A 26,467-nucleotide genomic window follows, 5' to 3' on the forward strand; every position below is an offset into this window, starting at 1 on the left:
GCATGAGCACCAGCAGTATCGCATCATCGCATTAGTTATTTTTCTGTTTGTCTACCGCTGCGACCGTCGATTCCTGCCCTTGCTGGTCGGGCAACCACCCCCCACCAAGTGCTTTGTAGAGTTGCACCACCGAAGTCAGGTGTGAGCTCCGGGTCGTCGCCAGCGCCAATTCCGCATCGAACAGATTGCGCTGGGCGATCAGCACATCTAAATAATTCGCGAGACCGCCCTTATAGCGGAGATTTGCGAGACGCAAGGCAGTCTTCAACGCTTTGACTTGCCTCTCCTGTGCACCGGCCTGCTCGTGCGCCATGGCAACGCCCACCAGCGCATCCTCAACTTCTTTGAATGCCACGAGGATCGCCTGCTTGTACTGGGCGTTGGCCTGCCTCGCTTGGGCCTCCGCGGCACGTTGTTGAAACCCGAGACTATGGGCATTCAGTATTGGGCCGGTGATCGTCGGACCGACGGCACCGAACTCTCCGCCGGTCGTGAAGAGTTTGGATAGACTAGGGTTGGCGAGGCCCAAGAGACCGGTGAGTGAAAATTTAGGGAAGCGTTCTGCCTTTGCGGCTCCGATCCTGGCTGTCGCCGCGGCCAGCTGTTGCTCGGCTTGGACGATGTCCGGACGACGTTGGAGCAGCTCGGATGGAAGCCCAGCCGGTACGACCGGCGGCATCACCTGCTCGGTCAACGAAGACCCTCTGGGAATTTGTCCTGGATTTCTGCCCAGGATCAAACTCAACTCGTTTTCTTTCTGGATGATTTGTCGTTTCAAGTCGGCAATGCGCGCCGCCGCGCTTTCCCGCTCGGCTTGAAATTGTTGGAGATCGAGTCCATGAATCAACCCTTGTCTATGCCGAGCCTTGCTGATCCGGACAGATTCATCCCATGCCCCCAAGGTGCGCTCGGCAATCTCCAACTGCAGATCGAATTGCCGAAGTTCAAAATACGCCTGCGCCACTCCGCCGACCAACTGCAAAATGATCGCCCGTCGGTTTTCTTCCCGAGCCAATAGATCACCGCGGGCTGCTTCGTTTGACCGACGGATCCGTCCCCAGACATCGATTTCCCAGGCAAGGTTCCCTTGCAAGTAGTAGCTGAATGGACTGGGAAAGCCAGGGAAACGCACTCCACCCAACCTGGCGAACGGCAGATTGGTCGTGGCCGTCATCTGAGGGATAAAGTCGGTCCGTGCGATAAACAAGCGAGCCGCATATTCATCGACGGTTGCGACAACACGTTCAAGATCCTTATTTTCTTCCAGCGCAATGCGGATGAGTTTTTGGAGTTCCTGATCCTGGTAGAGCTCCCACCACGACATATTGGCGAGCGCCGGCAGATCAGCACCTTCGTTGGCCATGCGAAATGTATCGGGGCGGGGAACATCGGGGCGGGAATAGTCGGGCCCGACCGCGCAGGAACAGAACGCACCGGCAAGACCGATCACTGCGAGAATACGCACCACCTCACTGCCCTCCCGGCGCCGATGCCGACCCGAGGTTGGGATGGCTGTTTTCACGTTGTCCTCTTGAGACCGACTCAGGAACGGCTTTGCCGAACCTTCGGATCAGCACAAAAAACAAGGGCACGAACACCACCGCCAAAATGGTCGCGGCAATCATGCCGCCGAACACACCGGTCCCGATCGAATGCCGACTGGCTGCACCGGCTCCGCTCGCGATCACCAGCGGCACCACGCCAAGGATGAACGCGAGCGACGTCATCAAAATCGGTCGGAATCGGAGTCGTGCCGCTTCCAGCGCCGCATCCTTCAACGAAAAACCCTGCATGTACCGCTGATTGGCGAATTCCACGATGAGAATGGCGTTCTTCGCTGCAAGTCCGATAAGCGTCACCAACCCGATCTGGAAATAGATATCGTTTGCCATACCCGACAGCCACACCGCCGACAACGCACCGAACACCCCGAACGGCACGGCAAGGAGCACCGCAAACGGTACCGTCCAACTCTCATACTGTGCGGCCAGCACCAGAAAAACCATGAGCAGACCGAACCCGAAGGCCACGATCGACTGACTGCCTGCTTTGCGTTCCTGGTATGAAATACCACTCCAATCAAGATCGAATCCTTGAGGAGTTAAAACTTCTTGTGCCGCCCGTTCCAGCGCATCGAGTGCCTGACCTGAACTGTACCCGGGTGCCGCTGATCCCAAGACGAGGGCGGTATTGAATCCATTGAAGTGCGTGACGGGATCGGGCCCGCTGGAATAACTCGTGGCGACCACCGTGTCGAGCGGAATCATCGCCGGAGTGTTCCCATTCTTGGCTCGGACATAGATCTTGCCGATATCGGCCGGGCGGGATCGATACTGAGGTTCCGCTTCGGTTTGTACTCGATAGACACGTCCGAACTTGACGAAATCGTTGATGTACAGATTGCCGAAATAGGCTTGAAGCGTATCGAACACTTCGGAAATCGGCACACCGAGCGCTTTGGCTCTCTCTCGATTGATCTTGGCCTGGACCCTGGGAGCACTGACACGAAAGCTGGTACTGATCGCCCCGATGGCAGGATTCTGCCTGGCCTTTTCGACGAATTCCTGAGCGACCGCGCCGAACTGTTTAAAATCCCCGCCGGTCGGGTCCTGAAGCTGCACGGAAAATCCGCCGGTCGCGCCGAGGCCGCGAATCGAGGGAGCATTGAACGCCAAAACCAGCGCGCCGGGAATTTTTGCAAACTCTCGGAACGCCCCGCCGATCAAGGCCTTGGCATGGTCTTGTGGTCCCTTCCGCTCATCCCAATGTTTGAGAGGCGCAAAGAGGGTGGCCGTGTTAGTGCCCCTCGTATTGAACACAAAGTTTTGTCCCGAGAGGGCTTGCGTTCCATAGACCGCGGGCAGGGTATGATAATACTGCTCAATCCGATCGAGGACAACATCCGTCCGTCTCTTCGAGGCCCCATCCGGCAACTGCACGATCGTGATGAAGTACCCCTGGTCTTCCTCCGGCAAAAACGCAACGGGGATGGCCTTAAACAAGCTTGCGGTGATGCCGATGACGATGCCGCACAGCGCCAACGAGATCACCATGTGTCTCAAGGTGAGCGCCACACCCTGCACGTATCGTATTTGGGCCCAATCGAATATTCGGTTGAACAGCCCGAAGAAACCTCCGCGTGGTCCATGGCTCGGCTTCAGCACCAGGGCACAGAGAGCCGGGCTCAACGTCAGGGCAACGAACCCAGAAATAGCGACAGATACCGCGATCGTGATCGCAAACTGTTTGTACAACTGACCGGTGATTCCACCGAGAAACCCGACTGGCACGAATACCGCGCAGAGTACCAGGACAATGGCGATCACCGGACCGGCGACCTCCCCCATGGCCTTTTTTGCCGCGGCGTTGGGCAAGAGCCCATCCGCCATATGGCGTTCCACGTTCTCCACCACCACGATGGCGTCGTCGACCACGATCCCGATCGCCAATACCAACCCAAACAGAGTCAGCGTATTGATCGAGAATCCAAGGGCCGCCATCCCCGCAAAGGTGCCGATCAACGACACCGGAACCGCCATGACCGGAATCAACGTCGCACGCCAACTTTGGAGGAAGAGATACACCACGAGTATGACCAACACCATGGCCTCCCCCAAGGTCTTCACGACCTCCTTGATGGAGACGTCGACGAAGCGGGTAGTGTCGTACGGGATATCGTAGGTAACGCCGGGTGGAAAAACTTTGCTCAACCGATCCATTTCGCCGCGAATGCGCTTGACCGTATCGAGGGCATTCGCACCGGGGGACAGAAAGGTCAGAAGGAGCGCGGTCGGCTTCCGATTGTACCGGCCTTCGAGCACGTACGATTGCGCTCCGAGCTCGACGCGCGCGACGTCTCTCAGACGGACCATCGACCCATTCGGCATGGCACGGACGATCATCTCCTCGAACTCCCGCACGTCGGACATCCGCCCGTCGGTGATGAGCGGAAGCGTGAGTTCCGTGTCGATCGGCATGGGTTCCCGCCCGACGGTTCCGGCCGGGAAGTCGCGATTCTGCTCGCGCACGACATTCACGATATCGGTCGGCGTCAGATCCAGCTGCGCCATGCGCACGGGGTCGAGCACGAGCCGCATGCTGTAATTCTGCTGCCCGAAGACAAGCGCATCCCCGACACCAGGCAACCGCTTGATATTGTCGAGAATGCGCAAGATCGCAAAATTTGAGAGAAAGAGCGCATCTTGCTGCGGATCCTCGGAGTTCAGCACCATGACCGTCAGCAAGTCCGGCGACATTTTCTTGACGGTGACGCCCTGGCGAACCACTTCGGGCGGCAGCTGTGGTTCAGCGAGTTTCTGCCGGTTCTGGGTTTGGACCTGCGCAATGTCGACGTTCGTCCCGATTTCGAACGTAAGCTTGATGGTCATGTGACCGTCGTTCGTACTCGTGGAGTCAAAATACAAGAGACGATCGATACCCGGCAGTTGCAGCTCGATGGGGCGTGCCACCGATTCCGCCACCACTTCCGCGCTCGCACCGGGATAGTCGGCCTCGATTTGCACCACCGGAGGAGTGATCTCCGGAAATTGGGCGATGGGTAAGGCCTGCATGGCCACCAGCCCCACGACGACGATGACGATGGAGAGGACCGACGCAAAGATCGGACGATCGATAAAAACGCTGAGGTTCATTTCGGCTTGTCCGTACCGTCGGCGACCGATGACGGAGGTGTGGTGAGTGTCGCTGCAGACACGGTGATGGGTTTGACCTGAGCGCCGGGGAGGACTCGCTGAAATCCATCCACCATCACTCGCTCTCCCGCATGAAGTCCTTCTTCAATGAGCCACTGATTGCCCTGCCAGTCCGTGGCCTTCACGTCTCGAACCTCCACCTGCTCGCCTTGACCGACGACGTAGACGACGGCCCCCTTAGGCCCCTGCTGGACCGCCCGCTGCGGAATGAGAATGGCCTGCGGCTTCGACACGCCGTGAAAGCGTACGGTCACGAATTGCCCGGGCATGAGCAATCGATCCGGATTGGGAAACACCACGCGCGCCTGCCGAGAACCCGTCTCGGTCCGTAATCCGACATCCGCAAAATCCAAGACACCCTCATGAGCGTAACTCGTGCCGTCCACAAAGATGATGGTGCCCGTCAAGCTGTAGATACCCGGGTGCTGAATCCGCTTTGAAATCGTGTCCCGTCTCCGTTTGAGCAGAAAGCTCTCCGGCGCGCTCACGATGACATACATGGGATCCACTTGATGAATGACCGTCAGCAAATCCGTCTGAGCGGTCACCAATCGACCCTGATAGAAACGCGTGCGCTCGATCAATCCGTCGACCGGAGCGACGATGATGGTATTATTCAAATCGAACTTGGCTTTGACCAAATCCCCATTCGCCGCCTCCAGCGATGCCCTGGCCGCAAGATCTTCCGCTATGGCATCATCGACATCCTTCTGGCTGACGGCATCCTCGACGAGCAACGGCTTGACGCGCGCCAGATTCTGCTTGGCCTGAACAAGCCTTGCCTCCGCTTGCGCCACTCGCCCCTTGGCGCTCGCAAAGGCCGCCTTGAAGGGCACAGGGTCGATTTCGTAGAGACGATCGCCTTGCTTGATATCACGTCCCTCGGAGAAGAACCGTTGTTTGATGATGCCGGTGACTTGCGAACGGATCTCGACGATGCTCGACGCCTCGGCTTGCCCGATAAACTCCGGTTCATCCGGCACAGTCTGAGACATGACCTCGACGATTTGAACTTCCGGGGTCGGGCGGGGCGGGGGGGCACTCGCTTCTCCTGTACAACCGAATAACCCGAGCATTCCGACGACAACACACGCACCCTTGACGACGCTCCTCGAAACCATGTCAGCCATCACGACGTTCCTCTACCTGCTCACTCATCCCTGAGGGGTAACCCGGCAAAGATCTTCCGGCGAATCTTGGGCTAGCGCGGCCTTCTCCGTCAAGTGAGCGGAATACTCGATGCATCGCTCTCGCGTAAGACTGGAAACGCTGCACGCATGAATCCATCATGGTCATTTCCTCTTATATGCGAGGACAACCCCGGCCTTTTGCACTTCTCGATAAGGAAGAAGCCATACCAATGATTCATCACTCAAATCTCCCACCTGAACGCGATTGCCCCACGGATCGCGAAAGTCACAGCGGAAATCAGGATGGAGCTTCAACTTGTACTTCTTCGTCAGCTTGCGCCGAATCTCTTTGATCTGCTCTGCATCGCGGACCATCAGCCCAAAGTGTTTCGTGCGATCCGGCTGCAATGTCTCGACTTCAAAAATCGCCAAGAACTGATGCTCACCGAGCTTGCACCAGACCGCTCCCTCACCCCCGCGCAGCATCTTCAGATCGAACACGTCTTGATAGAACCTCGCGGCCTTCTTGGCATCCGTGACTTCGATCGCAACATGGTTACATCCATAGACTTGGACTGCCATCCCTCACCTCCTACTGGTCAAGAATCGGCGGCGGCAGAAAGGCCGAACCGAACCTTCTCAATGCCTCCCAGGAACACATCGACAGGCTGCGCGCCGGAGATGGCATAGGTGTTCTCAATGACAAAATACGGGACTCCGCTTATCCCTAACCGGCGACCGACCGATTCTTCGGCCTTGACCTCTGCGGTTCCCTCTTCACCCTTGAGAAACCGTTCCGCGTTCAAACCCGCACGATCGGATACCTCAATGAGCACAGAGACAGAACCGATATCCAGGCCTTCTTCGAAATAGCCGTGAAACAACTGGTTCACCACCTCATCTTGACGACCTTGTGTGCCGGCATACCAAATCAACCGATGGGCCAGAAAGGTATTCGGAGTCCTGTCGATCTTCCCGAACGCAAAGGAAATCTGTTCGCCCCTTCCCGCTTCCAAGAGATGTGCTTCCATGTCTTGGAAGACCTGTAGATTGCCGAACTTGGTTTCCAAGTAGACTGTGCGATTCATCCCTTGTTGCGGCATCGTCGGATTCAGCTGAAAGGGTCGCCATGTCACTTCAGCGTTCACCTTGTCTCCCATTTGCTTCAGCGCCCGTTCCAATCGCCGCTTGCCCACATAGCACCACGGGCAGATGACATCCGAATAAACATCGATGTTCACCGTCCGTTCACTCACGACAGATGCCCCATCTTGCCCGCCTTGTAGTCCTCGACCGCCTGGACGAGTTCAAGTTTGGTGTTCATGACAAACGGACCGTAGCGTGCAATCGGCTCTCCGATCGGTTGACCGCTCAAGATCAAGAGCCGGCTGTCTGCACGAGCCTCGATGACCACCGATGACCCGTTCCGTTTGCACACGATTAATTCCGCCTCTCCTGCTTCACCAGCGCCATTTACGGACACCAGTCCTTGCAGCACGAAGACCGAGGTATTGTGCCCATCGGGCAGAGGCAACTCCGCGCGTCCGCCGGCTCCCAGTGCCAAGTCATACAGTTCAATCGGTGTAACCGTACGGGCCGGTCCCTTGTGCCCCTGGAATGCGCCGGCAATGACACGGAGGCGACCCACTCCACCATCAAGCGGGACATTCGGAATATCAGCGTTCAGAATCGTTTGATAGCCTGGTGCCGACATTTTCTTGAACCGCGGGAGGTTCACCCAAAGTTGGATGGCCCGGAACATCCCGCCTTTCTTCGCCCAAACAGCTTCATGCAGCTCTTCGTGCACGACCCCGGAGGCTGCCGTCATCCATTGGACATCGCCGGGGCCGATCACCCCGGCATTGCCGGCAGAATCTCGATGGACCACAGATCCCTGGTACATGATCGTGACCGTTTCAAATCCCCGATGAGGATGTTCACCGACACCGCGTGGCTGGTCGGTCGGCTCAAAAGCCTGTGGCCCTGCATAGTCGAGTAAGAGAAACGGATCGACGGCCTGGTCCAGATCGTTGCTGGGAAACAGATTGCGTACAGGAAATCCGTCTCCTACCATATGGGCCGATCCCGGTCGATAGACTCCGAGCACCTCTTTAGGAATCAGCGTGCTGGCCGTCATGATGTCCTCCTGGCTCCGCATTATTCATGAATGTTTCTCCTGCACCCGCGGATATGTCACTCCGAATCGGCACAGGCTACACCATCCCCCGTAATGCTTCTGAGAGAGTGACCGTCCCGCGCACCAGCTTATCAGGCGTCTCATACCCGATTGCTCCGGTCGAGAACGAGGTATACATCTCTTCGAACAGTTTCGCCGCCTCATCGGAAAACCCAAACGACTTAAATGTCGGCACCACAGCGCTCAGGGGTGCATGTTGCGCCGTGACCGGCTTGCCCAGCAGCTGACCCAGCGCAGCGGCCACATGATTGGGGCTATAGTCTTCCGGACCTGCCATTTCCACGATCTGTTTGGCCGATCCACCAGCCATCAGATGTTCCGCCCCGATCCGACCGATATCCTTGGTTGAAGTCATGGGAATCTTTGCTTGAGGCGCAATGAACGTCGGGAGAACTCCTTCTGCTTTCGCCGCGCCGATCACCGGCGCCCAGTTCTCCATGAAATAGGAGGGACGAAGAATGGTCAGCCGCTTGGCAGTACGGCCAAGCGCCTGTTCGCCATAGCTCGCGGCTCGGATCGGGCCCGTCCCTCCGGCAATATGTCCGCCGACCGACGACAGAAAGACAACATGTTGCACTCCGCTCTTCTTAACAGCTTCTGCCGCACGATCCATCCGCGCTCGTTGATCCGCCAACCAGGCCTCGGCACCATAATTCGGTGGCACCAACAAATAGACGCCTTTCGCTCCTTCGAAGGCCTTGATCAAAGCGGAGCCATCATCCAACGACGCGACCGCGACTTCCGCGCCTTTCGCCTTCCACGCGGCTCCTTTGTCAGCCGAGCGGACAACGACCCGCACCGGCTGTTTCTTACTCAGCAAGGTGTCCACAACCGCAGATCCCGTATTCCCTGTCGCCCCGATGACTACAAACATGATGATCCTCCTTTGCTTATTGAAACTCGCTATACCCAGCATTCACTGCTACATGATGGCGACGGTGTCATCACTTGTAACCTGTGTCCCGACACGCCGCGTCACTCTCACTCCCTCACACATGGGCAACTTGCGTTCCAACTGGATCTCTCCGACGTGATGCGCGCTATGTTGTTGGAATATGTGGAGATTCGATGAATTGATGTCGCCGGTTGGAAAGCAAACCCTTTTAGTCCGGTGTCGACCAAGCGGCACTGTGCCGAATGATCGGCGCCGACCTATCGACCCTCTGCTACGATTGGAGTCATGGCAACTATTCGTTTTCTGACCTGCCTGTTGATCACTGTAGCCATAACATGGTCGCCTTTCCTACAACCTGGAATGGCAGCAGACGATCTCCCCCGATCCGCTCATAGTGGACCATTCCGTGGCCTCCTCACCTCTTACGAACGGATTCCGATCGGGACGCTCCTCGCCCACCCTGATCGATATCAGATGAGAGAGATTCGGTTGAGAGGTACGATCACAGCCGTTCAGACCGAGATCATCACGAATCGGATGATCTGCGGCTTTGCGCACGAAAGCACCACCCTGACCGTTGAAGATGACAGTGGACAGATCGAACTCATTGAACGTGGAGCCTGCGGCCAGAACATAGGGCAGCTGAAAGCACCGATGCTGCAGGCCGGTCAACAGATCGATCTGTTGGTGCTGATCAGTATCCCAACCGCCCTGAGCACGCTTGGCTTACCCGTAGAGGCCACGATCCGTTTTATCGCCCCGGCGCGGGAGTAAGCGTTGCGTCTCGCACGACTCAGTGAGAACCTAGTTACCTTGCCGACGGAACGAAGTCGTGCAATCTCACAATCCGACCGATTGTATGAGCTTGCCGATAATACCGTTCATCGGCGGTGATCAGCACCGTTCCAGGTTCGTACAATGCCACGGCGTGATACAGCGTATCGAAGACATGCGGTGCGAGTGAGGCAGAGAGATCACAGGCCTTCTGATAGACCTCACTGTCCGTTATGACCGGCAACTCAAGCGCGTCCAGAAGGGAAACGGCTCGGCGTGCCCGCCAGGATCCAAACGTGCAATGACCGCAGCCACCTCAGCCAACCAGTGCGGTGGTTGCACGACAGCGAGCCAACCCTCTTTGATCAACTGGAGAATCTGGAGGGCCTAAAACGAAGGGCACTCTGCGGCACGATCAACAAAGACTCACTTCACAATCACACTGACATCAAGCACGACCGTCGTCACGGTCGCTTGCGTCTCCTCGCAGCTTGAATAGCCTTCTCAGTCACCCGCCGCGTCTGCTTTCGTAATGACAAGAGCTGATCAACCACCTTGGCTCGACGCTGAAGTCTCCGGCGCTCTTCCACAGCTTGCCGCATGAGCTCGGTCAACACCGCACTCTTATTCTGCCGTCGAAACGCCTTGTCAAACGCATCCTTCACATCCGACGGGACACTAAAATTCACTGTGGCCATCGCAGAACTCCCATTGTTGAAGACTTCAACAAATGGTCCAGTTCCTTCCCGCACCACTCAGACTCTATGTAGTTCTGGGAGAGAAGCAGCAGAAGGAGGATACTACCCTTGACCTTCGCAACAAGGTCGTCGCTGAAGACATCACCCGGCTTGAGTTGATGATCGATGAAGAGGTTCTTGCGTAAATGGCCTGGACCGGTGTTCAGGTTGTGGGCGAGCGTCGTCACCCACCCGTACTGTGTAACGGAGCCGAGCGGTTTCTCGTTATCCGCATGGGCATAGCTGACGAAGACATCGTAGGTCTGCCCCGACCCGTCCGGCACGCCACCCTCCCAGGAGGTTACGTAGGGCAGCAAACGTATCAGGAGGGGGAGTTCGATGCAAGGTGGGATTCAGCTGTGGCGATGAGGACACATGGCATCTGCAACAAATAGTCATCGCACGATGGTCACATCCGCAGAGGTCTTGAGAATCCTCTACACAATGTACATGACTCCTGGCAGCCCCTTGAGATCTGCGTCACCGGTCACCACCTCCGCTTCCTGATCTCGCCCGGTGGCATAGACAATCGCATCAGCCATCGCAAGTCCATGCTGGAGACTCAGATCGGCAGCGAGCAAGGCAATCGACTCCGTCAATGCAATCACATGAGTCGCGTGGAGACATCCGGCAAACTGCAAGGCCGTTCCTCTCCCAGCTCTCGTTTAATTTTCTTGTAGACCTCATACAGCACAATCGTTGGTGTAATAAGACGGTATCGGGAAGTGAGATAGGCGGCATACCGGTTGGCCCTGGGGCCATCCCTAAAGAATTCAATCCAACCACTGGAATCCAGAAGGATTTTCATTCACGATCCTGCTTCTCTCTCACATGAGTCGTCGTCATTCCTCTGAGCGCACCTTTCAGCGATTTGAGAGGCACTTCCGGAACAAGCGTAATGACGCCTCCCTTTTCAACAACCAGCAAGCGTTGTCTTGGCACCAGATGAAGCTTGTCTCGCACCGCTTTCGGTATCACAACCTGAAACTTAGATGAAATCGTGGTTGTCGCCATGGCAAATCCGCCTAGAGTAGTAGGATCGATCATAGAACCGTTTTACTTCACTCATCAACCCAAACATCGTTTAGAACCTTTTCTTATGAGCGAATTTCCCGTCGTCATACATTGAATGCCCATTCTCCTCCATACGCCTCCGGCTCACCGCCATGTCATCGGGGCCACACTGCTAGGAGATACGTAATCAGTTGGCCTTTGCGATCACCTGACACACCGGGCCATACGGCTTTAGCCCTGAATCGGCCGTGAGTAAACGTAAATGTTCGACGTGAGCTTGCGCCAACAAGATGCGGTCAAAGGGGTCACGATGATGGAGTGGCAACCGCTCCAGAGCCAGCGTGTGCGGCACAGACACCGGCAATTCTTGAAAACCACTCGCCGTGATTTTGGCGGCGAGTTCGTCTGGATCGGCAACAAGCTTCTTCACTTGAATCTTAATGACCATCTCCCAGAGTGAGGCGGCACTGACATAGACGATCGGCGTGGTTTCGATCTGGTGATAGATGCCTTTCGGAAGTCGTGGGGACTGCACCACAAACCACAAGTAGATATGGGTATCTAACAGGAGATTCATACCTCATGCTCGAAGGCAGCCAGCACCTCCGCTGGTAACGGCTCATCAAAATCGTCCGCAATAGTGACACGCCCTTTTAAGAGACCGGGACGACGGACAGGAACAGGCGGATCAAGCGGTCCAAGCTGCGCCACAGGTGTCCCGTCTTTGCAAATCGTGATCCGCTGACCTTTCGCTACAGCAGCCAAGAGTTTTGAAAAATGGGTCTTGGCCTCATGAATATTGACGGTCTTCGTCGTAGATTTCATCAGCTCCCCCATGCGGACTAACATTAGTCTACTTGTGCCCCACGGAGCAGTCAACTCAATCGCCTCCACATGTCCAGCCACGCTAGAACTGTCAGTTTGTGCTCTCAGTGGTAAAGACCTCTTACCAGACCAATATGGGAATACCTACCCGTTAGGCCTGGGACATGCCATGCTCATGTGAACTCTAGGTATCGGAAGCTGCCTGGCGAGAATGCGATCGAGGATGATGAGTGAGGTTAGGATCTCAACGGTTTGTGTGCCTACTCCCACCCGCTGACTTCGTAGCCTTTGTCCTTCAAACACTTCGTCACGGCGTCGGCATAGGGAGGATCCGGCTCCAGCGGTTTGAACGTTCCGCCGAGGAGTCCAACGGTGAATCCGATTGTACTGCCGGCGGCAGCTCCGATCGCAATTCCGGCGAATCCTCCGACCACTCCAGCCGATGCACCGACCGCGCCACCCAATGTGAGCCCCAGCACCGCCCCGGTTGCTGCATTGGTGCTTTGGTTGGTTCCATGCCGCAATCCAGCTTGTGCGGCACGCTGCTGACAGGAGTCGATCTCCTGTTGAGCCACCTGCCTGCCGTACATGTGCAGTTGCTTATTGGATCGTAAGAGAGGCTGCGGTCCGGTACAGGCAATGAGGCTGATGAGGAGCATACACACCATTAGCCATTTCCAGGCCCGATTGATCACGACAAATCCTCCGAGGGTGTTCCAGCCAGCTCCTCACTTCTCACCCTTCAAGAAAAATGTCGAGAATTTTTCAATTGTGCACAGCCCGGGAAATCTTTTCAGAATCCTGGAACCATGCGTCCTCCACGGTCCGGCATGCAGGTGTGACTCCTCCCATTCTTGTTCTCATCCGCAGAGACCGGATGAGTGGACACTCACCTGCCGCATTGTCCGAGCACACGTTTTCCTATATTCCTCTCTCTACCAGATCTGGCATCGAGGTTGTTTCCATCGCGCGCATCATCGAATCCTCACTCCGCTCGTCATCACACGGAAGCGCCTCGGTGGATGGTCCACTGCGTGCATTGACCGACCACCGCCCATAATCGCCCTTCTAAATAGTACTTTGCGTGGGCGGGCAGCGAGCAAGGAGCATCCGCCGAGATGCTTCCACACTCCCCCCTCACTGCCATCCCGTCACGTCATATCCCTTCTCTTGCAAACAGCGGTCGACGAAGCTCGTATACGCCTGATTGGGCTGAGAAGGCCCGGCGACCGCATAAAAGAGTCCGGTTAAGAGACCCCAGACCGCGCCGCTGGCTGCCCCGACCATCGACCCTAAACCGGCTGATGCGCCGGAAATCACCGCGCCCAACGCTCCGCTTGCAGCACCGGCGCCGGCACCGACGGCCGTATTCGTCGCCACGCGCCCAGCCTTGCCGCGGCTCTCCTCCGCACCGGCCGACTCTGCCATGGCCTTGCACGCTTCGATATCCTGCTCGGCAGCTTCTTTTCCTATCGATTGCAAATGTGCGTTTGGATACAACACCGGACGTGCACCGGAACAAGCCGAAAGCGTCAGCACGACAAAGACGGCGCTCAGCGTGACCCCCTTCATTTCCTCACCGTTCCTTTCGAGTCCTGTGGCAGCAATCGAGCCATCAACACCTCTGCTGTGACTCCCTGGACGCACAATCGCTTCCGTCGAGTCTCCGCTCCGCCGTGAATCTGAATTTGCGTTCGAACAAGGGAACACCGGTCGGCGATGAAGCGGATCAGCTCTTCATTGGCGGCACCCTGAATCGGGCGAGCCGCGACACGGATCTTGATCGCATCTCCGTGTATTCCGACACATTCTGTTCGTGACGCGTTGGGTTGAACATGCACGGTCAGGAGCACACCGCACTCACTGTCTCGTGCCAGGCTGGACGTCCACATGACGTGATGACTTAGCCCGCATTATTCATGGCGGTTCATGGCGAAATCGCAGAGCCGCGTGGCGAGAGCGGCGTGCGAAGCCCTGAGAACCTGAGGCGTCCTCGTGCAGGACGTTGCAGGTCCGAAGGGCGAACCCGCCGACCGAAGGCCTGTCACAGCAGCGGATCGGCGATTGCAGCAGAAGTGCTCATGAATCATGCGGGCTAGAAGATGGCTTTGACAAATTCGAGTATCGCCCGCTGCATATCCGCATCATCGGTAATCGGACGGGCAACGGCGACATCGCAGGCTCTCGCCGGTGGAACCCCCTGCTTGATCAAGGTCCCGGCATAGATCAAGAGTCTGGTACTGACTCCTTCCTCGAGACCATGATTTCTGAGATTCCGGACTTTTTGGCCGAGCTTGACGAGATTTCCCGCAATCGTCGGCTCCACCCCGGCTTCACGCTGAATCACCCGAGCTTCAATGTCCGGAGCCGGGTAATCGAATTCGATCGCCATGAATCGCTGCTTCGTGCTTTGCTTCAGATCTTTGAGCACACTTTGATACCCAGGGTTGTAGGAGATCACCAGCATAAACTCGTCGGCAGCTTCCACAATCTGCCCCTTCTTCTCGATCGGGAGCACGCGGCGGTCATCGCTGAGGGGGTGAATGATAACGGTCGTATCCTTCCTCGCTTCAACCACTTCGTCGAGATACACGATAGCCCCATGCTTCACGCCGACGGTCAATGGCCCATCCATCCAGACCGTCTCCTGTCCCTTGAGAAGATACCGACCGACCAAGTCCGAAGCCGTCAGATCTTCATGACAAGCCACCGTGATCAACGGTCGACCGAGCTTATAGGCCATGTACTGCACAAACCGGGTCTTCCCGCAGCCGGTCGGCCCCTTGAGCATCACCGGCAGTTTTTGCTCAGCTGCGATGGAAAACAGACCGACCTCCCCACAGACCTCGGCATAAAACGGCTCCTGCACAATCCGATACTGCGCCACATCAATTTCGCGTACCTGCTGCATCACTTCACGACCTTCGATTTGGGATGACAACCAGGAATCACCCGATTACCTGTGGTCAATGGCCCATCACCATAAACGGAACAAAGTGCCGATATCAAGCGATGAGGCGTCAGGGTCGACTCGCTATGCGACCTTCTTCCCGTCGAGCACGTCTCGGACTTTTTGGGTGAGGACATTCGGCGTAAACGGTTTATGGAGAAAGGCCGTGTCCCGCTTGCCCCCTCCCTGGTCGAACACCGGATGGTCGGGGTATCCGGACATGTACAGCACCTTGAGCTCCGGCCGCACCACCGTCAACTTCTCCGCCACCTCCGGCCCACTCATCTGTGGCATCGCCACGTCGGTCAAGAGAAGATGGATCGGCCCCAAAAATTTGGCACCTGTCAGCAGCGCCTCGATACCGTGACGAGCAACCAACACCTCATAGCCGCTGAGGCGGAGGGTCTCTTGCACAAGACCGCGAACCGAGGGATCATCCTCGACGACCAGAATGGTCTCTCGACCGATCGCTCGACTGATCAATCCACTGACGCTTGGGGCCGCGTGGACGGCCTCGTTCACTTTCGGGAAATAGATCTTGCAGACGGTTCCCTGCCCCATCTTGCTCTCAATCGCGATCGTTCCGCCGCTTTGCTTGACGATCCCGTAGACCGTCGACAACCCAAGCCCCGTCCCTTTCCCCTTTTCTTTCGTGGTAAAAAACGGCTCAAATAGATGGGCTTGCGTTTCTTCACTCATGCCATGCCCGGTATCCTTCACCTCGAGCAACACGTAGGCACCAGGCTCAAGCATCACCGTCTGACGTCGGGATCCCTTCCCGATGGTGACGTTTCGAGTCTGAATCGTCAGCTTCCCACCCGTCGGCATGGCATCCCGTGCATTCACGGCCAGATTCATGATCACCTGCTCAATCTGTCCGGGATCCGCCTTGATGGCCCAGAGCTTCTGATCGAGATCCGCGGAGAGCTCCACGACATCCTCGCCTAACAGCCGCCGCAGCATCCCGTCCATATTCATGACCAGCGCATTCAAATCCAGGACCTTGGCCGCCACAAACTGTCGCCGGCTGAACGCCAAGAGTTGGCTGGTTAAACCTGCCGCCCGATCGGCGGCCTTCTTCACTTCGTCCATCTCCCGCCGGGCAGGATCTCCGGGCGCCAAACGACTCAGAATCAATTCGCTATAGCCGCGAATGACCGTCAGCAAATTGTTAAAATCATGGGCCACGCCGCCGGCAAGCCGTCCGACCGCCTCCATTTTTTGGGACTGCCGGAGTTGCGCCTCTGTCTGGCGTAATGCCTCCTCGGCTCTCGTCCGCTCCCCGAATTGCCCGATCTTCAACCCAACATCGGCGATCATACTGATCAACTCAGGATCCGATTCGCGAACCTGATGACTGAAAAACTCGATCACCCCCTCGATGTCCCCGCCGATCCGGATCGGAAACCCAAAGGCGCTCCGAACCCCCGTCTTGGCAGCCAAATCGGCACGAATAAAGGTGGGATCCATCGATACGTCTCTGATCCAAACAGGACTTCCGCTTTCTAAAATCTTGCCGGGTAATCCCACCCCTGACTTAAAGACCTGGGACTGCACCTCGGTGATGAATTCATCGGTCGTACCCGTTGCCACCTGCCAATGGTTGAGGCAGCGCAACGTGCCTGACTGCTTCTCCAGTCTCCAAAATACCCCGAGATCCCATTCGAGACTCTCGCCGACTGCCTGAATAATTTTGGGAACCGCTTGCTCCAGGGTGATCGATTCGGAGAGCACCCGTGTCACGGCATATTGGGAAGCCAGACGCCGCTCGGCTCGACGACGATCCGTGATATCGCGCACGAACGCGCTGAAGATGTAGGTTTCTCCGATCCGCGCCGGTGAGACGGCAAGCTCCACCGGAAACTCATGACCATCCCGATGCCGCGCTGCAATTTCGATCCGCCGATTCAACACCGGACCGACTCCGGTCTTCAGATATTCGCGAACCCCGCTCGCGTGGGCCTCCCGGTCACGTTCCGGAATAATGGTCTCTGAGAGCGGCCTCCCCATCGCCTCCTCCCTCGCCCATCCAAAGATGGCCGTGGCCTGCGCATTCCACTCCGTCACGATGCCGGCCGCATCGATCGTAATCACCCCATCAAGAGCCGTGTCGACGATCGCCCGATTCCGTTCCTGGCTCTGGAGCAACGCCGCTTCAGCGGCACGCGCCCATGCGCTTTCCTGCTGCGCTTGCCGATATTCTGCGCGCAATCGGCTGGTCGACCAGAGTAGCAGCATCAAGAGGGGAAGCCAGACGGCGGCAACGATACTCCGTTCCACACGAGCGAGCATGAAGGTTCCCACTCCAAGCGTGGCCAACGTGAGAAGGACCATCACAAAGGTGATCCACTCATACCGTCGAGCCGTTGAGGTTGTTCGCTCTTCCGAATGCGTCATGTGGTCGTCCTTGTTGCGATCCAGGTCGTCAAGACTGTGGTCGGGTGATAGGCCAACTTCGCCGCACGCAAGCCTGGAAGCCCGACATCATCCATGGCGTTGATCCAAACCGCCCCTTGCGCCCTTACTACACGACAGGTTTCGCGGAAGACCCACTGGGCGAGACCGGGAACGGATCGATCCGCAACCTCCAAGAGAACACACCACGTCTGGGGAGTCAGCCAATAGCCGAAGGTATAAGCGAGGACCTCGTTGTTGACTCTGAACACCGTACCGGACACCGCAATCCGATCATGCTCCTGAAACACCAGTCGATGGGCCGGTTCGGCATCCTCCAGCAACAGTGTTCCCAGCTGATCCAGATTATGCTGACACTTCTGCGCCGCCCATCGTCGATAGAGCGCCTCACAGTCGGCCTGATCCGATGTACGATAGGGTTCGATCAGGATCGCCTGCTCCCTTGCCGCACGATTACAGAGCGCCCTCTGAGACTTGTACGGATCCCCAGCCAAGGTTGCCAGCGCCGCAGCGGAATACAGGTAATCCCCTTCTTTCGAACGGAATTGGATCCCCTCAACACGCATGTTCGATTTTTGTGAATCCATCACCTGTTCGATGCGGCTCACCGGTGAGGGACCGTTCCACCGCTGCATCAACGTAAACGCCTGGTCCACCGCCTGATCCAACGAACCTGGACCGAGCGGTGGAAGGGGCATGAACCATCCATCCGGCGACTGAGCAAACAGGAACCAGGTGCCGTCCAATTCCATCCACCAATAGGAGAGAACCGAGGTCCACATGTAGTGGTAGGGGAATGCAAATGCTGCCGGCCTATCCGCATCAAGCACGTGAGCACGTTCCACGGCAGCGGCAAATGCCGGCGCATCCGCCGGAGTGAGTGGATGGAGTCGAGGATCGGTTCGCTGTTGCATCAATCGAGTCGTCAGATGGGGAAGCTTGCTGAGAACAATCACATCATCTTGGAAACGACCGATCAGCCGCGGATGCGCAACAAGTTGTTCGACGATCGCCTCGCTCCTCAACCACTGCTCGACTTGCTCGGCATAAATCCGAACCGAACGAGACGGCTCGTCTCTCATGAAGGGACATTTCGTATCCCACCCAAGAAGCACGTCCTGGCCGGATTCGTCCCACATCAAGGCCAATGGGTACAGCCGACAATCCAGCGGCCGTTGCTCATACATGCCGCATCGACCTGACTGCGCATCAAACGCGGGGCAGAGATATCCTTCGCCGTCTGAGCTTTTAACGAGATTGATCTGCGAACCGGACTTGTTTGGGAACCATGCAGACGGGAGGCCATGCGCGACCGCTTGGGTGATTTCGTGATCCGTAAAGTAAGGGCGAAGAAAACTATCGGCCTCCGGGAAGCGGCAACAGACGTCGCAGCGGAAACAGGCCGATCCCGGCACGACTTGCGGCAGAGCCCTTACCATTTGTTTGGAACCCGCTGCAACAAGATCCATCGGGTCCCAATCATACGACGCATGCTGAAAGGTAGCAAGAACGGTTCCCATCCGACCAGTGAGCTGCCTTTTCTCATCGCATCCATAGACCCCGGATAGACCGGCCACTTGTCGACCTGCGTTGTGCATGGTAGCATCTGGCCCGTTGGAGCGAGGAAGATCTCTCCTGCGCTCTTGATCGAAGGGCAACCAGTAGGACTCGTTCAATTGCTACCGACTGCCTCTCCCTGCGCCGAACTCACGACCGAAGCAGCACGTGATCGCTGTGTCGCCATTCGCACGCAGTTGTCGCAAGCCAACCTCTTTGGATCTCCCTCCGCTGACCCCGGGTCGCACAAGGCGACGACGCCGCAGGCCACCACGACGTGGCGGGTAAGCCCCTGCCCGTTTTATTTGTCTGCTGATCAGCTGCAATTCTTCACCGCATTGGGACCACAGCTGCTCTCCTTCTATCGGGCCCTGAACCAACTCTATAGCGAGAGCGTCAAAGGGAGACAACCGGCCTGGGTGGCGGCCTCGCTCGATCAAGGAAAGCCGGAAGCCCTGGTACAGTACGGTCGGATGAAACGGTTTCGTGACGCACTGCCCGCCGTCATCCGTCCTGATGTCATCCCCACGGAAGACGGCATGGTGATCACCGAGCTGGACTCCGTTCCTGGTGGGATTGGGCTCACTGCCTGCCTGACTCAGATCTATGATGATCTTGAGGGTACCCATGCCGGCCTTGTCGGAGGACGAGAGGGGATGGTCCGTGGGTTTGCTCGTATGCTGCGAGCCATTCAACAGCAGCACGAAGGATGCATTGCCATCCTCGTTTCGGAAGAGTCCAAGGACTATCGTCCGGAAATGTCGTGGCTGGCCGCTCAGCTCCGACAGGAAGGCATCGCCGCTTGGTGCATCGAGCCGCGCGAGGTGATCTTCACGGAAGAAGGCCTTCGGTTGCGCACCGACGGGAAGGAATACCCCATTGCTGTCGTCTATCGGTTTTATGAACTGTTCGACCTGTTGAATATTCCCAAGGCCGAGCTTATCCAGTATGCCGGAAAAAAAGATCGGGTCGCCCTGACCCCTCCCTATAAGCCGGCGCTTGAGGAGAAATCCGCCTTTGCCCTCCTCCATCATCCCATCCTGAGCCGATTCTGGGAACAATCACTGGGGCCCGACTGCTTGCGGCATCTCAGAACGATCATGCCCAAGACCTGGCTGCTCGACCCCGCTCCGCTTCCGGCCATTGCCACGATCCCCAACCTGCACGTGGGAGGGCACGCCGTGGCACAATGGACGGCTCTCGAAGGGGCGACCCAAAAGGAACGCCAGCTCGTCATCAAGCCGTCGGGATTTTCCGAACTTGCGTGGGGAAGCCGAGGTGTCTCGATCGGACATGATCTGTCTCAGGCTGAATGGAGCCAGGCGCTTCGCACCGCACTCGCCGCCTTCCCGACGACGCCCTATATCCTGCAGGAGTTCCATAAGGGACGCTTGTTTGAGATGGATTTCATGGACGACGACCGCCGAACTCTGATTCGCATGTCCGGTCGCGCACGCCTGTCTCCCTATTACTTCGTATCCGAGGGAACCGTCGAGCTCGCCGGAATTCTGGCCACCGTCTGTCCGGCGGACAAGAAGATTCTTCACGGAATGAAGGACGCCATCATGGTTCCCTGTGCCGTGCGATCCGCCGGCTCTTCTCAAAGCCCCCTATCCATACAACAATGAGGAGTCGGTAGGATGGTCAACATGTCATTCCAGCAAGACCGCAGCGAACGAGGAGGCGAGGCGCACTTTTTTCGTACGTTGAGCCTCTGAGGCGAAACGAGAATGAAGCTGGAGGACGTTTTCACCATCCTGCCAAATTGGGCGTTTCACTTTCTCACTTTTCCTGGTAGCCTTAGACGACGATGGCCATGACCCTCTATCATGTCGACTGGTGCCCGGACTGCATTGTGGTTCTGCGCAAGCTGGCCGACTTGGGACTACCCTATGACCCCGTCATTGTGCCGGACAGCCGGCGCATGCGCACACAAGTATATGACGTCTCCGGTCAGTATTATGTACCAGTCCTCAAGGACGGCGATCTGGTTCTAACGGAAACTGAAGATATTCTGGCCTATTTGGACGAGCGTGCCCAAGCAGGCACCGCGGGCACTCCGACAACTACCCAGTTTCAGTCTCAAGCCCGTACCACACCAGAGGCACCACACCCAGACGACGAACATCCCTCTTGTCGGCTTAAGTAATCGACGAAGGTCAACCTATGGAAGACTGGCAGCAAGTCCTCGCTAAAAGTATCGTGAAGCCCAAAGACCTCGCCAAGCGGTTCGGCCTCGATGAACAAGAAGTCGAAGCCATTGTCGGTCCCTACCCCATGCGCATTACCCCGACCGTCCTTGAGACGATCCGGTCAAAGGATGATGCGATCTGGAAACAGGTGGTCCCCGATACGGCAGAATTGGATGACATTGCGGCGGACGACGATCCGCTCGAAGAAGACCTCATGAGCCCCGTGCCTCACCTCGTGCATCGTTACCCGGACCGGGTGCTGCTCATGGTCACCAACCAATGTCCGATCTACTGCCGGTTCTGCACCAGAAAGCGACTGGTCGGGAAACCGGGATTTCTGAAGAAAGGTGAGCTGGACCGAGCCATCCAGTATCTGCGTGAGCACCATGAGGTGCGCGATGTCATCCTGTCCGGAGGAGACCCGCTGTTGCTGCCCGACCATCTCCTCGAACGGATACTCAAAGCGCTTCGAACGATTCCGCATCTGGAACTTATCCGTATCGGGTCACGCGTCCCTGGAAGTTTGCCTCAGCGGATCACACAGAAGCTCTGTGACCTGGTAAAACAGTACCACCCCATCTACATGAACCTGCATTTCAATCACCCCGATGAGCTGACCCCGGAGGTGAAGGCTGCGTGCGGTCGTCTGGCGGATGCCGGCGTTCCACTCGGGGCCCAAACCGTTCTGCTCAAAGGAGTGAACGACGATCCGGAAATCATGAAACGGCTCGTCCATCAACTCCTCCTTGCGCGAGTGAAGCCCTATTACCTCTATCAAGCTGACTTGACCAAAGGAACAAATCATTTCAGGACAACCGTTGAAACGGGCCTGAAGATCATCAAAGCGCTCCAGGGCCATACCAGCGGCATGGCCGTCCCTCATTTTGTGATCGATGCGCCGGGTGGAGGCGGCAAGATCCCGCTGCTGCCCGACAATTACCTGGTCCATCTGAATGAGGACGGGGCCGTTCTCCGCAACTACGAGAACAAAACCTTCCATTACCCCCAACCAAAGACAGACGGTCGACGAGAACTTCCGATGGTCGGTGTGGGCTCCGCTGTCGGCGAGACAGAAGAAGCTTATGCGGCTTGCGGGGACAGCTACCCGGATCGCGACGGCTACGCCATGTGGGGAAACAGCTGCGGCGGAGATGCGGACGAACTGTGACGACTCATTCACCCCGATCCGGGATTTCCCCCTATCAGGACATCAGACGGTTGATCTCCGGCGGCGCCATCACCGCCGCTCCGGCGATTGAAGACCGACAGATCCAACCGGCCAGTCTCGACCTCCGGCTCGGCCGCAAAGCCTACCGACTGATCAGCAGCTTCTTGCCGGAACTGTCGGCGATCTCGTCCCGCCTGAACGTCATGGATTTCTACCAGTCGGATCTCGTGATGTACGAAATGGATCTGAGCGATGGTGCCATTCTAGAAAAAGGCCACGTCTACCTTGTCCCCTTGCTGGAAGAATTGGCACTCCCCGCAACAATCCGCGCACGGGCGAATCCGAAGAGCACGACCGGGCGCCTGGATGTATTCACCCGCGTGGTGACGGACCTCACATCGGGGTTCGACGAAATCCGAGCCGGCTATCGGGGACAGCTCTTCCTCGAGGTGGTTCCCCGTTCGTTTGCCATCAAAGTCCGCACCGGACAGTCGCTGAACCAAGTCCGGTTCGTGCGCGGCGAGGCCACGGTTTCAGATCGATCACTGCACGCCCTCCATCGGGCGACTCCGCTGTTGTACCACAACGTCGCGCCCACCAAGCGCATCGGCAGCCAAGACGTTCGCGCGGAGCGTGGCCTGTTCCTTCGCATTGACCTCACCGGAGGGGATCAGCGAGATTCCCGCGTGATTGGATACCGCGCCAAGAAAAACAGCCATGTCATCGACCTCGAGAAAGTCGGCCACTATGCTGCGGCTGACTTCTGGGAGCCGCTCTACCGCCATCGCCACGACAGCTTGCTATTGGAGCCGGAAGAGTTTTATATCCTTGTCTCAAAGGAACGCATTCGGGTGCCCCCCGGCTATGCCGCCGAAATGGTGGCGTACGAAGCGGCCTGTGGCGAGCTTAGGACACACTATGCAGGGTTTTTTGACCCGGGCTTCGGGTATGGGGCCAGGGGCGAGATTAAAGGCACGCAGGTCGTCTTAGAAGTTCGCCCGCACGATGTGCCGTTCTTGATCCACGACGGACAAACGTTTTTCAAAGTGTTGTATGAAACCATGATGGCCAACCCGACACAGCTCTATGGATCCGGCTTGGGCTCATCCTATCAACGACAGACCCTCACGCTCAGCAAACATTTTAAGATCTAACTATGGCTCCATCTGATTTGCCGTCCCATCCTCACGAACCCGCTCGTCCGTCGCCTCCGTCCGAACCGGAAGAGTCGCGTGGAAGTTCCGAACACCAAGTTCACGTCATCGGACTGATGGTCGGCACCGCGCTGATGTTTATCGGGTTTCTCAATATCTTTCTTTCCATCAGCGGCGGGTTTGAGATCAATATCGTCCCGTTTCTTATCTATTTCGGCGGCCTCGCAGTCTGGGCCAATGCCGCTATCGAAACACCGGCCATCCGATATGGTGTCATGGCGCTGGCCGTCACATTGGCCTTAGGGCTCTTTCAATATGGTGAAGTGCTGTTTTGGCACAAACAAGTGCTGTTTTGGACCACCATCATCATCGTCATGTATTTCATGTTCGTCGAACCCAAGAAGCCGACCACCTGAGCGTGATGCACCCTGCAGGATGACGATCTCCGTCATCATTCCGACGCTGAACGAAGAACAGGCCCTTGGGCAGACACTGGCCAGCCTTCCATCGTCTCTCGCTCTTGAAACCATCATTGTTGATGGAGGGAGCAGCGATCGCACTCTTCCGATTGCGAGTGCCTTTTGCACTGAAACGTCCAACGCTCACATCGTAGGAACGTCGACCGGACGAGCCCGACAGATGAACGAGGGAGCAAAGATCAGCCGTGGAGACATTCTCCTGTTCTTGCATGCCGACACACAGGTGCCAGATGATGCCTCTCGGATCATTGAATCTGCCCTCCAGGACCCGGCTATCGTGGGAGGCCGATTCGATGTCCGATTCGACACTGACTCCGGTTGGGGCCGTATCATCAGCGCGCTCATGAACTGGCGCTCACGTACGAGCGGCATCGCCACGGGAGATCAAGGGATCTTTGTCCGTCGCCACATCTTTGAGCAACTTGGAGGCTTTGCGGACATCCCACTGATGGAAGATATTGAGTTCAGCCGAAGACTCAAACAGACCGGATCGACTGCGGCACTTCGCCAAACAGTCACCACCTCATTCCGACGATGGGAACAGCAAGGCCCACTTCGGACCATCCTCCTGATGTGGACCCTACGATTCCTCTATTGGGCAGGCGTTAATCCACATCAGCTTACACGCTTCTACCATACCGTGAGGTGACACGTGCCGACTCCTCGCCCTCAGCATTCCGCATCCAGCACTGCCCTTGTGATCTTCGCCAAAGCGCCGATACCGGGCCAGGTGAAGACGCGTCTCTGCCCACCTTTGACACCGGACGAAGCCGCGACGCTCCATGGCAGTTTTGTCCTCGACACATTGGAGCGAACCAAACTCGCCGCGACAACACTCAAATTACCGGTCGAGCGGCACTTGGCTTGTGCACCGTCCGCCAGGCATGTGTTCTTCAAGATCATGGAAGAGCGGCACGGCATAAAGATCTTTGACCAAGTCGGCGATGACCTGGGAACAAGAATGGCTCGTGCATTTGAGCAGATGTTCGCCCGCGGATACCAGCGTGTCCTGATCGTTGGAACCGATGTTCCGACTCTTCCTCTCGATCGATTTAAACAAGCCCTCGCTCTGTTCCAAGGCCATGATCTGGTTCTTGGTCCCGCTCTAGACGGAGGCTACTACCTCATCGGTCTCAAACATCTAGTCCCAGAGCTCTTCACCGACATTCCATGGTCCACCGAGCAGGTCCTCGCTTTGACGAAAGAGAAAGCGGCAACGCTTGGACTGAAGACTGCGCTGCTTGATCCTTGGCGGGATGTGGATACGGTCGGCGATTTGCAAGCACTCATTGAAGCAAATGTCGCCGACACCAAAAACCCTAAAAATGATCGGGTATTTTCGAACCGGACTGCCGGTGTGCTGCAATTGCTCGCCAAACGACTTGGTTCGAAGGCATAATACCTCCGTAACTCTCTAACGTTGAGGATCATATGGATCAACAAGTCGCGCTTATCACCGGAGGAGCAAAAGGCATCGGGCGAGGAATCGCCCTTGATCTCGCGGCGAAACAGTGGAAGATTGCGATCTGTTATCGAACGAGCGAGGCAGAGGCACAGCGGACCACCCAAGAGATTACGGCACGAGGGGGAGAGGCGCTGGCTCTCCGCTGCGATGTTTCTGATCCAATTGCAGCCAAGAATCTGGTTTCGCAGGTAGAACAGAAGTGGGGACGGATCGATGTCCTGATCAATGGGGCCGGCCCTTATCATCGCATCAATCTGTTCGATGAAACCGTCGAGGGCTGGAACGAGATGTTTTCGGGTAACCTTCACCCCATCTTTTATTTGGCCCAGGCTGTGGCACCTGGTATGAAAGCACGCAAATCCGGCCGTATCATCAGCTTCAGCATGGCCAACGCCGATCAAATGGAGGCCCAGCCGGACGTGACCGGCCACTATATTGCCAAGGCCGGCGTCCTCATCTTGACGCGGACATTGGCGAAGTTGCTGGCGCCCTACGGCGTCACTGTCAATGCCGTTTCCCCAGGCTTCATCGACTCGGGCAGCGCGCCGCCGCAAGAACTCGCGGCTATGATCAAACGTATTCCTGCCGGCTATATCGGAACGATCGACGATACGGTCGCAGCCGTCCGATATCTCCTCAGCGATGACGCTCGATACGTCAACGGCGCCAACATTCAAATCAGCGGAGCGTGGGGGATATAGGAAGCGAGGCGAGCATCAGGTTAGTTTCAGTGCTCGCTGCCCGCCCACCAAGAATTTCGATCATATTCAAAATAGAGGCGGTGTGCGGTCAATGCGCGCAGT

At 56.9% G+C, this 26,467-nt stretch carries 30 protein-coding genes; 9 read left to right on the forward strand and 21 right to left on the reverse strand.

The window, feature by feature from the left end; genetic code table 11:
- Positions 1 to 31: 31 nt before the first annotated feature.
- From ACYX34_RS02275 to ACYX34_RS02305, 7 genes are all read right to left on the reverse strand, one after another.
- Positions 32 to 1,522 (reverse strand): efflux transporter outer membrane subunit, encoded by a 1,491-nt coding sequence (locus ACYX34_RS02275; protein ID WP_462074933.1) that lies wholly within the window; start codon positions 1,520 to 1,522, stop codon positions 32 to 34.
- Positions 1,470 to 4,652, reverse strand: a complete 3,183-nt coding sequence (locus ACYX34_RS02280) for a multidrug efflux RND transporter permease subunit (protein ID WP_462074934.1) — start codon at positions 4,650 to 4,652, stop codon at positions 1,470 to 1,472. The genes ACYX34_RS02275 and ACYX34_RS02280 overlap by 53 nt, the downstream gene beginning before the upstream one ends.
- Positions 4,649 to 5,842 carry an efflux RND transporter periplasmic adaptor subunit gene (locus ACYX34_RS02285; protein WP_462074935.1) on the reverse strand — a complete coding sequence of 398 codons (1,194 nt, stop codon included), beginning with the start codon at positions 5,840 to 5,842 and terminating at the stop codon, positions 4,649 to 4,651. The genes ACYX34_RS02280 and ACYX34_RS02285 overlap by 4 nt, the downstream gene beginning before the upstream one ends.
- 162 nt (positions 5,843 to 6,004) lie before the next feature.
- Complete coding sequence (locus ACYX34_RS02290) at positions 6,005 to 6,424, reverse strand: VOC family protein (RefSeq protein WP_462074936.1); 420 nt, start codon at positions 6,422 to 6,424, stop codon at positions 6,005 to 6,007.
- 17 nt (positions 6,425 to 6,441) lie between these two features.
- On the reverse strand, positions 6,442 to 7,098 hold the full coding sequence (locus ACYX34_RS02295) for a DsbA family oxidoreductase (RefSeq protein WP_462074937.1): 657 nt from the start codon (positions 7,096 to 7,098) through the stop codon (positions 6,442 to 6,444).
- Positions 7,095 to 7,979 carry a pirin family protein gene (locus ACYX34_RS02300; protein WP_462074938.1) on the reverse strand — a complete coding sequence of 295 codons (885 nt, stop codon included), beginning with the start codon at positions 7,977 to 7,979 and terminating at the stop codon, positions 7,095 to 7,097. Before ACYX34_RS02300 ends, ACYX34_RS02295 begins: the two co-directional genes overlap by 4 nt.
- 76 nt (positions 7,980 to 8,055) lie before the next feature.
- Positions 8,056 to 8,913 carry an NmrA family NAD(P)-binding protein gene (locus tag ACYX34_RS02305; protein ID WP_462074939.1) on the reverse strand — a complete coding sequence of 286 codons (858 nt, stop codon included), beginning with the start codon at positions 8,911 to 8,913 and terminating at the stop codon, positions 8,056 to 8,058.
- A 306-nt stretch (positions 8,914 to 9,219) separates the two neighbouring features.
- Here ACYX34_RS02305 and ACYX34_RS02310 point away from each other — a divergent pair, with 306 nt between their 5' ends.
- Entirely contained in the window at positions 9,220 to 9,708 is a 489-nt protein-coding gene (locus tag ACYX34_RS02310) for a hypothetical protein (protein ID WP_462074940.1), read from the forward strand.
- A gap of 34 nt (positions 9,709 to 9,742) precedes the next feature.
- On the opposite strand, the gene ACYX34_RS02315 is transcribed toward ACYX34_RS02310, so the two are convergent.
- The 14 genes from ACYX34_RS02315 to ACYX34_RS02380 all read right to left on the reverse strand — a co-directional run bounded on the left by ACYX34_RS02315 (position 9,743) and on the right by ACYX34_RS02380 (position 19,247).
- Positions 9,743 to 9,952, reverse strand: a complete 210-nt coding sequence (locus ACYX34_RS02315; RefSeq protein WP_462074941.1) for a PIN domain-containing protein — start codon at positions 9,950 to 9,952, stop codon at positions 9,743 to 9,745.
- A 220-nt stretch (positions 9,953 to 10,172) separates the two neighbouring features.
- On the reverse strand, positions 10,173 to 10,406 hold the full coding sequence (locus ACYX34_RS02320) for a hypothetical protein (RefSeq protein WP_462074942.1): 234 nt from the start codon (positions 10,404 to 10,406) through the stop codon (positions 10,173 to 10,175).
- Positions 10,394 to 10,729: a toll/interleukin-1 receptor domain-containing protein gene (locus ACYX34_RS02325; RefSeq protein WP_462074943.1), complete on the reverse strand. Its 336-nt coding sequence runs from the start codon at positions 10,727 to 10,729 to the stop codon at positions 10,394 to 10,396. The genes ACYX34_RS02320 and ACYX34_RS02325 overlap by 13 nt, the downstream gene beginning before the upstream one ends.
- A 153-nt stretch (positions 10,730 to 10,882) precedes the next feature.
- A complete protein-coding gene (locus tag ACYX34_RS02330) occupies positions 10,883 to 11,053 on the reverse strand; it encodes a PIN domain-containing protein (RefSeq protein ID WP_462074944.1) in 171 nt (56 codons plus the stop codon).
- Entirely contained in the window at positions 11,050 to 11,253 is a 204-nt protein-coding gene (locus ACYX34_RS02335; protein ID WP_462074945.1) for a PIN domain-containing protein, read from the reverse strand. The genes ACYX34_RS02330 and ACYX34_RS02335 overlap by 4 nt, the downstream gene beginning before the upstream one ends.
- Entirely contained in the window at positions 11,250 to 11,492 is a 243-nt protein-coding gene (locus ACYX34_RS02340; RefSeq protein WP_462074946.1) for an AbrB/MazE/SpoVT family DNA-binding domain-containing protein, read from the reverse strand. Before ACYX34_RS02340 ends, ACYX34_RS02335 begins: the two co-directional genes overlap by 4 nt.
- Before the next feature lie 154 nt (positions 11,493 to 11,646).
- Positions 11,647 to 12,036 (reverse strand): type II toxin-antitoxin system VapC family toxin, encoded by a 390-nt coding sequence (locus ACYX34_RS02345; protein WP_462074947.1) that lies wholly within the window; start codon positions 12,034 to 12,036, stop codon positions 11,647 to 11,649.
- Complete coding sequence (locus ACYX34_RS02350) at positions 12,033 to 12,284, reverse strand: type II toxin-antitoxin system Phd/YefM family antitoxin (RefSeq protein ID WP_462074948.1); 252 nt, start codon at positions 12,282 to 12,284, stop codon at positions 12,033 to 12,035. The genes ACYX34_RS02345 and ACYX34_RS02350 overlap by 4 nt, the downstream gene beginning before the upstream one ends.
- Before the next feature lie 260 nt (positions 12,285 to 12,544).
- Positions 12,545 to 12,979, reverse strand: coding sequence for a hypothetical protein (locus ACYX34_RS02355; protein ID WP_462074949.1), 435 nt, complete (start codon positions 12,977 to 12,979; stop codon positions 12,545 to 12,547).
- Between the two features lie 442 nt (positions 12,980 to 13,421).
- Positions 13,422 to 13,856, reverse strand: coding sequence for a hypothetical protein (locus ACYX34_RS02360; RefSeq protein ID WP_462074950.1), 435 nt, complete (start codon positions 13,854 to 13,856; stop codon positions 13,422 to 13,424).
- Positions 13,853 to 14,176 (reverse strand): DUF167 domain-containing protein, encoded by a 324-nt coding sequence (locus tag ACYX34_RS02365; protein ID WP_462074951.1) that lies wholly within the window; start codon positions 14,174 to 14,176, stop codon positions 13,853 to 13,855. The genes ACYX34_RS02360 and ACYX34_RS02365 overlap by 4 nt, the downstream gene beginning before the upstream one ends.
- 203 nt (positions 14,177 to 14,379) lie before the next feature.
- On the reverse strand, positions 14,380 to 15,195 hold the full coding sequence (locus ACYX34_RS02370) for an AAA family ATPase (protein ID WP_462074952.1): 816 nt from the start codon (positions 15,193 to 15,195) through the stop codon (positions 14,380 to 14,382).
- Between the two features lie 123 nt (positions 15,196 to 15,318).
- Entirely contained in the window at positions 15,319 to 17,631 is a 2,313-nt protein-coding gene (locus tag ACYX34_RS02375) for a PAS domain S-box protein (protein WP_462074953.1), read from the reverse strand.
- Positions 17,628 to 19,247: a phosphatidylglycerol lysyltransferase domain-containing protein gene (locus tag ACYX34_RS02380; RefSeq protein ID WP_462074954.1), complete on the reverse strand. Its 1,620-nt coding sequence runs from the start codon at positions 19,245 to 19,247 to the stop codon at positions 17,628 to 17,630. Before ACYX34_RS02380 ends, ACYX34_RS02375 begins: the two co-directional genes overlap by 4 nt.
- On the opposite strand from ACYX34_RS02380, the gene ACYX34_RS02385 reads away from it, so the two are divergent.
- From ACYX34_RS02385 to ACYX34_RS02420, 8 genes are all read left to right on the forward strand, one after another.
- Positions 19,242 to 20,834 (forward strand): hypothetical protein, encoded by a 1,593-nt coding sequence (locus ACYX34_RS02385; protein ID WP_462074955.1) that lies wholly within the window; start codon positions 19,242 to 19,244, stop codon positions 20,832 to 20,834. The two genes, ACYX34_RS02380 and ACYX34_RS02385, sit on opposite strands and share 6 nt — an antisense overlap.
- 188 nt (positions 20,835 to 21,022) lie before the next feature.
- On the forward strand, positions 21,023 to 21,355 hold the full coding sequence (locus tag ACYX34_RS02390; RefSeq protein WP_462074956.1) for a glutathione S-transferase N-terminal domain-containing protein: 333 nt from the start codon (positions 21,023 to 21,025) through the stop codon (positions 21,353 to 21,355).
- 17 nt (positions 21,356 to 21,372) lie between these two features.
- Entirely contained in the window at positions 21,373 to 22,566 is a 1,194-nt protein-coding gene (locus ACYX34_RS02395) for a KamA family radical SAM protein (RefSeq protein WP_462074957.1), read from the forward strand.
- Positions 22,563 to 23,720 (forward strand): 2'-deoxycytidine 5'-triphosphate deaminase, encoded by a 1,158-nt coding sequence (locus ACYX34_RS02400; protein ID WP_462074958.1) that lies wholly within the window; start codon positions 22,563 to 22,565, stop codon positions 23,718 to 23,720. The genes ACYX34_RS02395 and ACYX34_RS02400 overlap by 4 nt, the downstream gene beginning before the upstream one ends.
- Positions 23,721 to 23,722: 2 nt before the next feature.
- Positions 23,723 to 24,136 carry a hypothetical protein gene (locus tag ACYX34_RS02405; protein WP_462074959.1) on the forward strand — a complete coding sequence of 138 codons (414 nt, stop codon included), beginning with the start codon at positions 23,723 to 23,725 and terminating at the stop codon, positions 24,134 to 24,136.
- Between the two features lie 19 nt (positions 24,137 to 24,155).
- Positions 24,156 to 24,848 (forward strand): TIGR04283 family arsenosugar biosynthesis glycosyltransferase, encoded by a 693-nt coding sequence (locus tag ACYX34_RS02410; RefSeq protein ID WP_462074960.1) that lies wholly within the window; start codon positions 24,156 to 24,158, stop codon positions 24,846 to 24,848.
- Positions 24,849 to 24,851: 3 nt separating this feature from the next.
- The gene (locus ACYX34_RS02415; RefSeq protein WP_462074961.1) at positions 24,852 to 25,598 is read left to right on the forward strand and encodes a TIGR04282 family arsenosugar biosynthesis glycosyltransferase; all 747 of its coding nucleotides are present in this window, start codon (positions 24,852 to 24,854) and stop codon (positions 25,596 to 25,598) included.
- Positions 25,599 to 25,630: 32 nt separating this feature from the next.
- Positions 25,631 to 26,365 (forward strand): SDR family NAD(P)-dependent oxidoreductase, encoded by a 735-nt coding sequence (locus tag ACYX34_RS02420; protein ID WP_462074962.1) that lies wholly within the window; start codon positions 25,631 to 25,633, stop codon positions 26,363 to 26,365.
- The last annotated feature ends 102 nt before the right edge of the window (positions 26,366 to 26,467 follow it).

This window comes from Nitrospira sp. CMX1, from assembly GCF_054902215.1.

What these genes read in the sequence shown, in the direction of transcription:
- ACYX34_RS02420 (WP_462074962.1), top strand. Translation starts at nt 25,631, where the DNA reads ATGGATCAACAAGTCGCGCTTATCACCGGAGGAGCAAAAGGCATCGGG.
- ACYX34_RS02395 (WP_462074957.1), top strand. Translation starts at nt 21,373, where the DNA reads ATGGAAGACTGGCAGCAAGTCCTCGCTAAAAGTATCGTGAAGCCCAAA.
- ACYX34_RS02410 (WP_462074960.1), top strand. Translation starts at nt 24,156, where the DNA reads ATGACGATCTCCGTCATCATTCCGACGCTGAACGAAGAACAGGCCCTT.
- ACYX34_RS02300 (WP_462074938.1), bottom strand. Translation starts at nt 7,979, where the DNA reads ATGACGGCCAGCACGCTGATTCCTAAAGAGGTGCTCGGAGTCTATCGA.
- ACYX34_RS02360 (WP_462074950.1), bottom strand. Translation starts at nt 13,856, where the DNA reads ATGAAGGGGGTCACGCTGAGCGCCGTCTTTGTCGTGCTGACGCTTTCG.
- ACYX34_RS02350 (WP_462074948.1), bottom strand. Translation starts at nt 12,284, where the DNA reads ATGAAATCTACGACGAAGACCGTCAATATTCATGAGGCCAAGACCCAT.
- ACYX34_RS02280 (WP_462074934.1), bottom strand. Translation starts at nt 4,652, where the DNA reads ATGAACCTCAGCGTTTTTATCGATCGTCCGATCTTTGCGTCGGTCCTC.
- ACYX34_RS02305 (WP_462074939.1), bottom strand. Translation starts at nt 8,913, where the DNA reads ATGTTTGTAGTCATCGGGGCGACAGGGAATACGGGATCTGCGGTTGTG.
- ACYX34_RS02285 (WP_462074935.1), bottom strand. Translation starts at nt 5,842, where the DNA reads ATGGCTGACATGGTTTCGAGGAGCGTCGTCAAGGGTGCGTGTGTTGTC.
- ACYX34_RS02380 (WP_462074954.1), bottom strand. Translation starts at nt 19,247, where the DNA reads ATGCACAACGCAGGTCGACAAGTGGCCGGTCTATCCGGGGTCTATGGA.
- ACYX34_RS02375 (WP_462074953.1), bottom strand. Translation starts at nt 17,631, where the DNA reads ATGACGCATTCGGAAGAGCGAACAACCTCAACGGCTCGACGGTATGAG.
- ACYX34_RS02370 (WP_462074952.1), bottom strand. Translation starts at nt 15,195, where the DNA reads ATGCAGCAGGTACGCGAAATTGATGTGGCGCAGTATCGGATTGTGCAG.
- ACYX34_RS02345 (WP_462074947.1), bottom strand. Translation starts at nt 12,036, where the DNA reads ATGAATCTCCTGTTAGATACCCATATCTACTTGTGGTTTGTGGTGCAG.
- ACYX34_RS02340 (WP_462074946.1), bottom strand. Translation starts at nt 11,492, where the DNA reads ATGATCGATCCTACTACTCTAGGCGGATTTGCCATGGCGACAACCACG.
- ACYX34_RS02405 (WP_462074959.1), top strand. Translation starts at nt 23,723, where the DNA reads ATGGCTCCATCTGATTTGCCGTCCCATCCTCACGAACCCGCTCGTCCG.
- ACYX34_RS02335 (WP_462074945.1), bottom strand. Translation starts at nt 11,253, where the DNA reads ATGAAAATCCTTCTGGATTCCAGTGGTTGGATTGAATTCTTTAGGGAT.
- ACYX34_RS02310 (WP_462074940.1), top strand. Translation starts at nt 9,220, where the DNA reads ATGGCAACTATTCGTTTTCTGACCTGCCTGTTGATCACTGTAGCCATA.
- ACYX34_RS02320 (WP_462074942.1), bottom strand. Translation starts at nt 10,406, where the DNA reads ATGGCCACAGTGAATTTTAGTGTCCCGTCGGATGTGAAGGATGCGTTT.
- ACYX34_RS02290 (WP_462074936.1), bottom strand. Translation starts at nt 6,424, where the DNA reads ATGGCAGTCCAAGTCTATGGATGTAACCATGTTGCGATCGAAGTCACG.
- ACYX34_RS02365 (WP_462074951.1), bottom strand. Translation starts at nt 14,176, where the DNA reads ATGTGGACGTCCAGCCTGGCACGAGACAGTGAGTGCGGTGTGCTCCTG.
- ACYX34_RS02390 (WP_462074956.1), top strand. Translation starts at nt 21,023, where the DNA reads ATGACCCTCTATCATGTCGACTGGTGCCCGGACTGCATTGTGGTTCTG.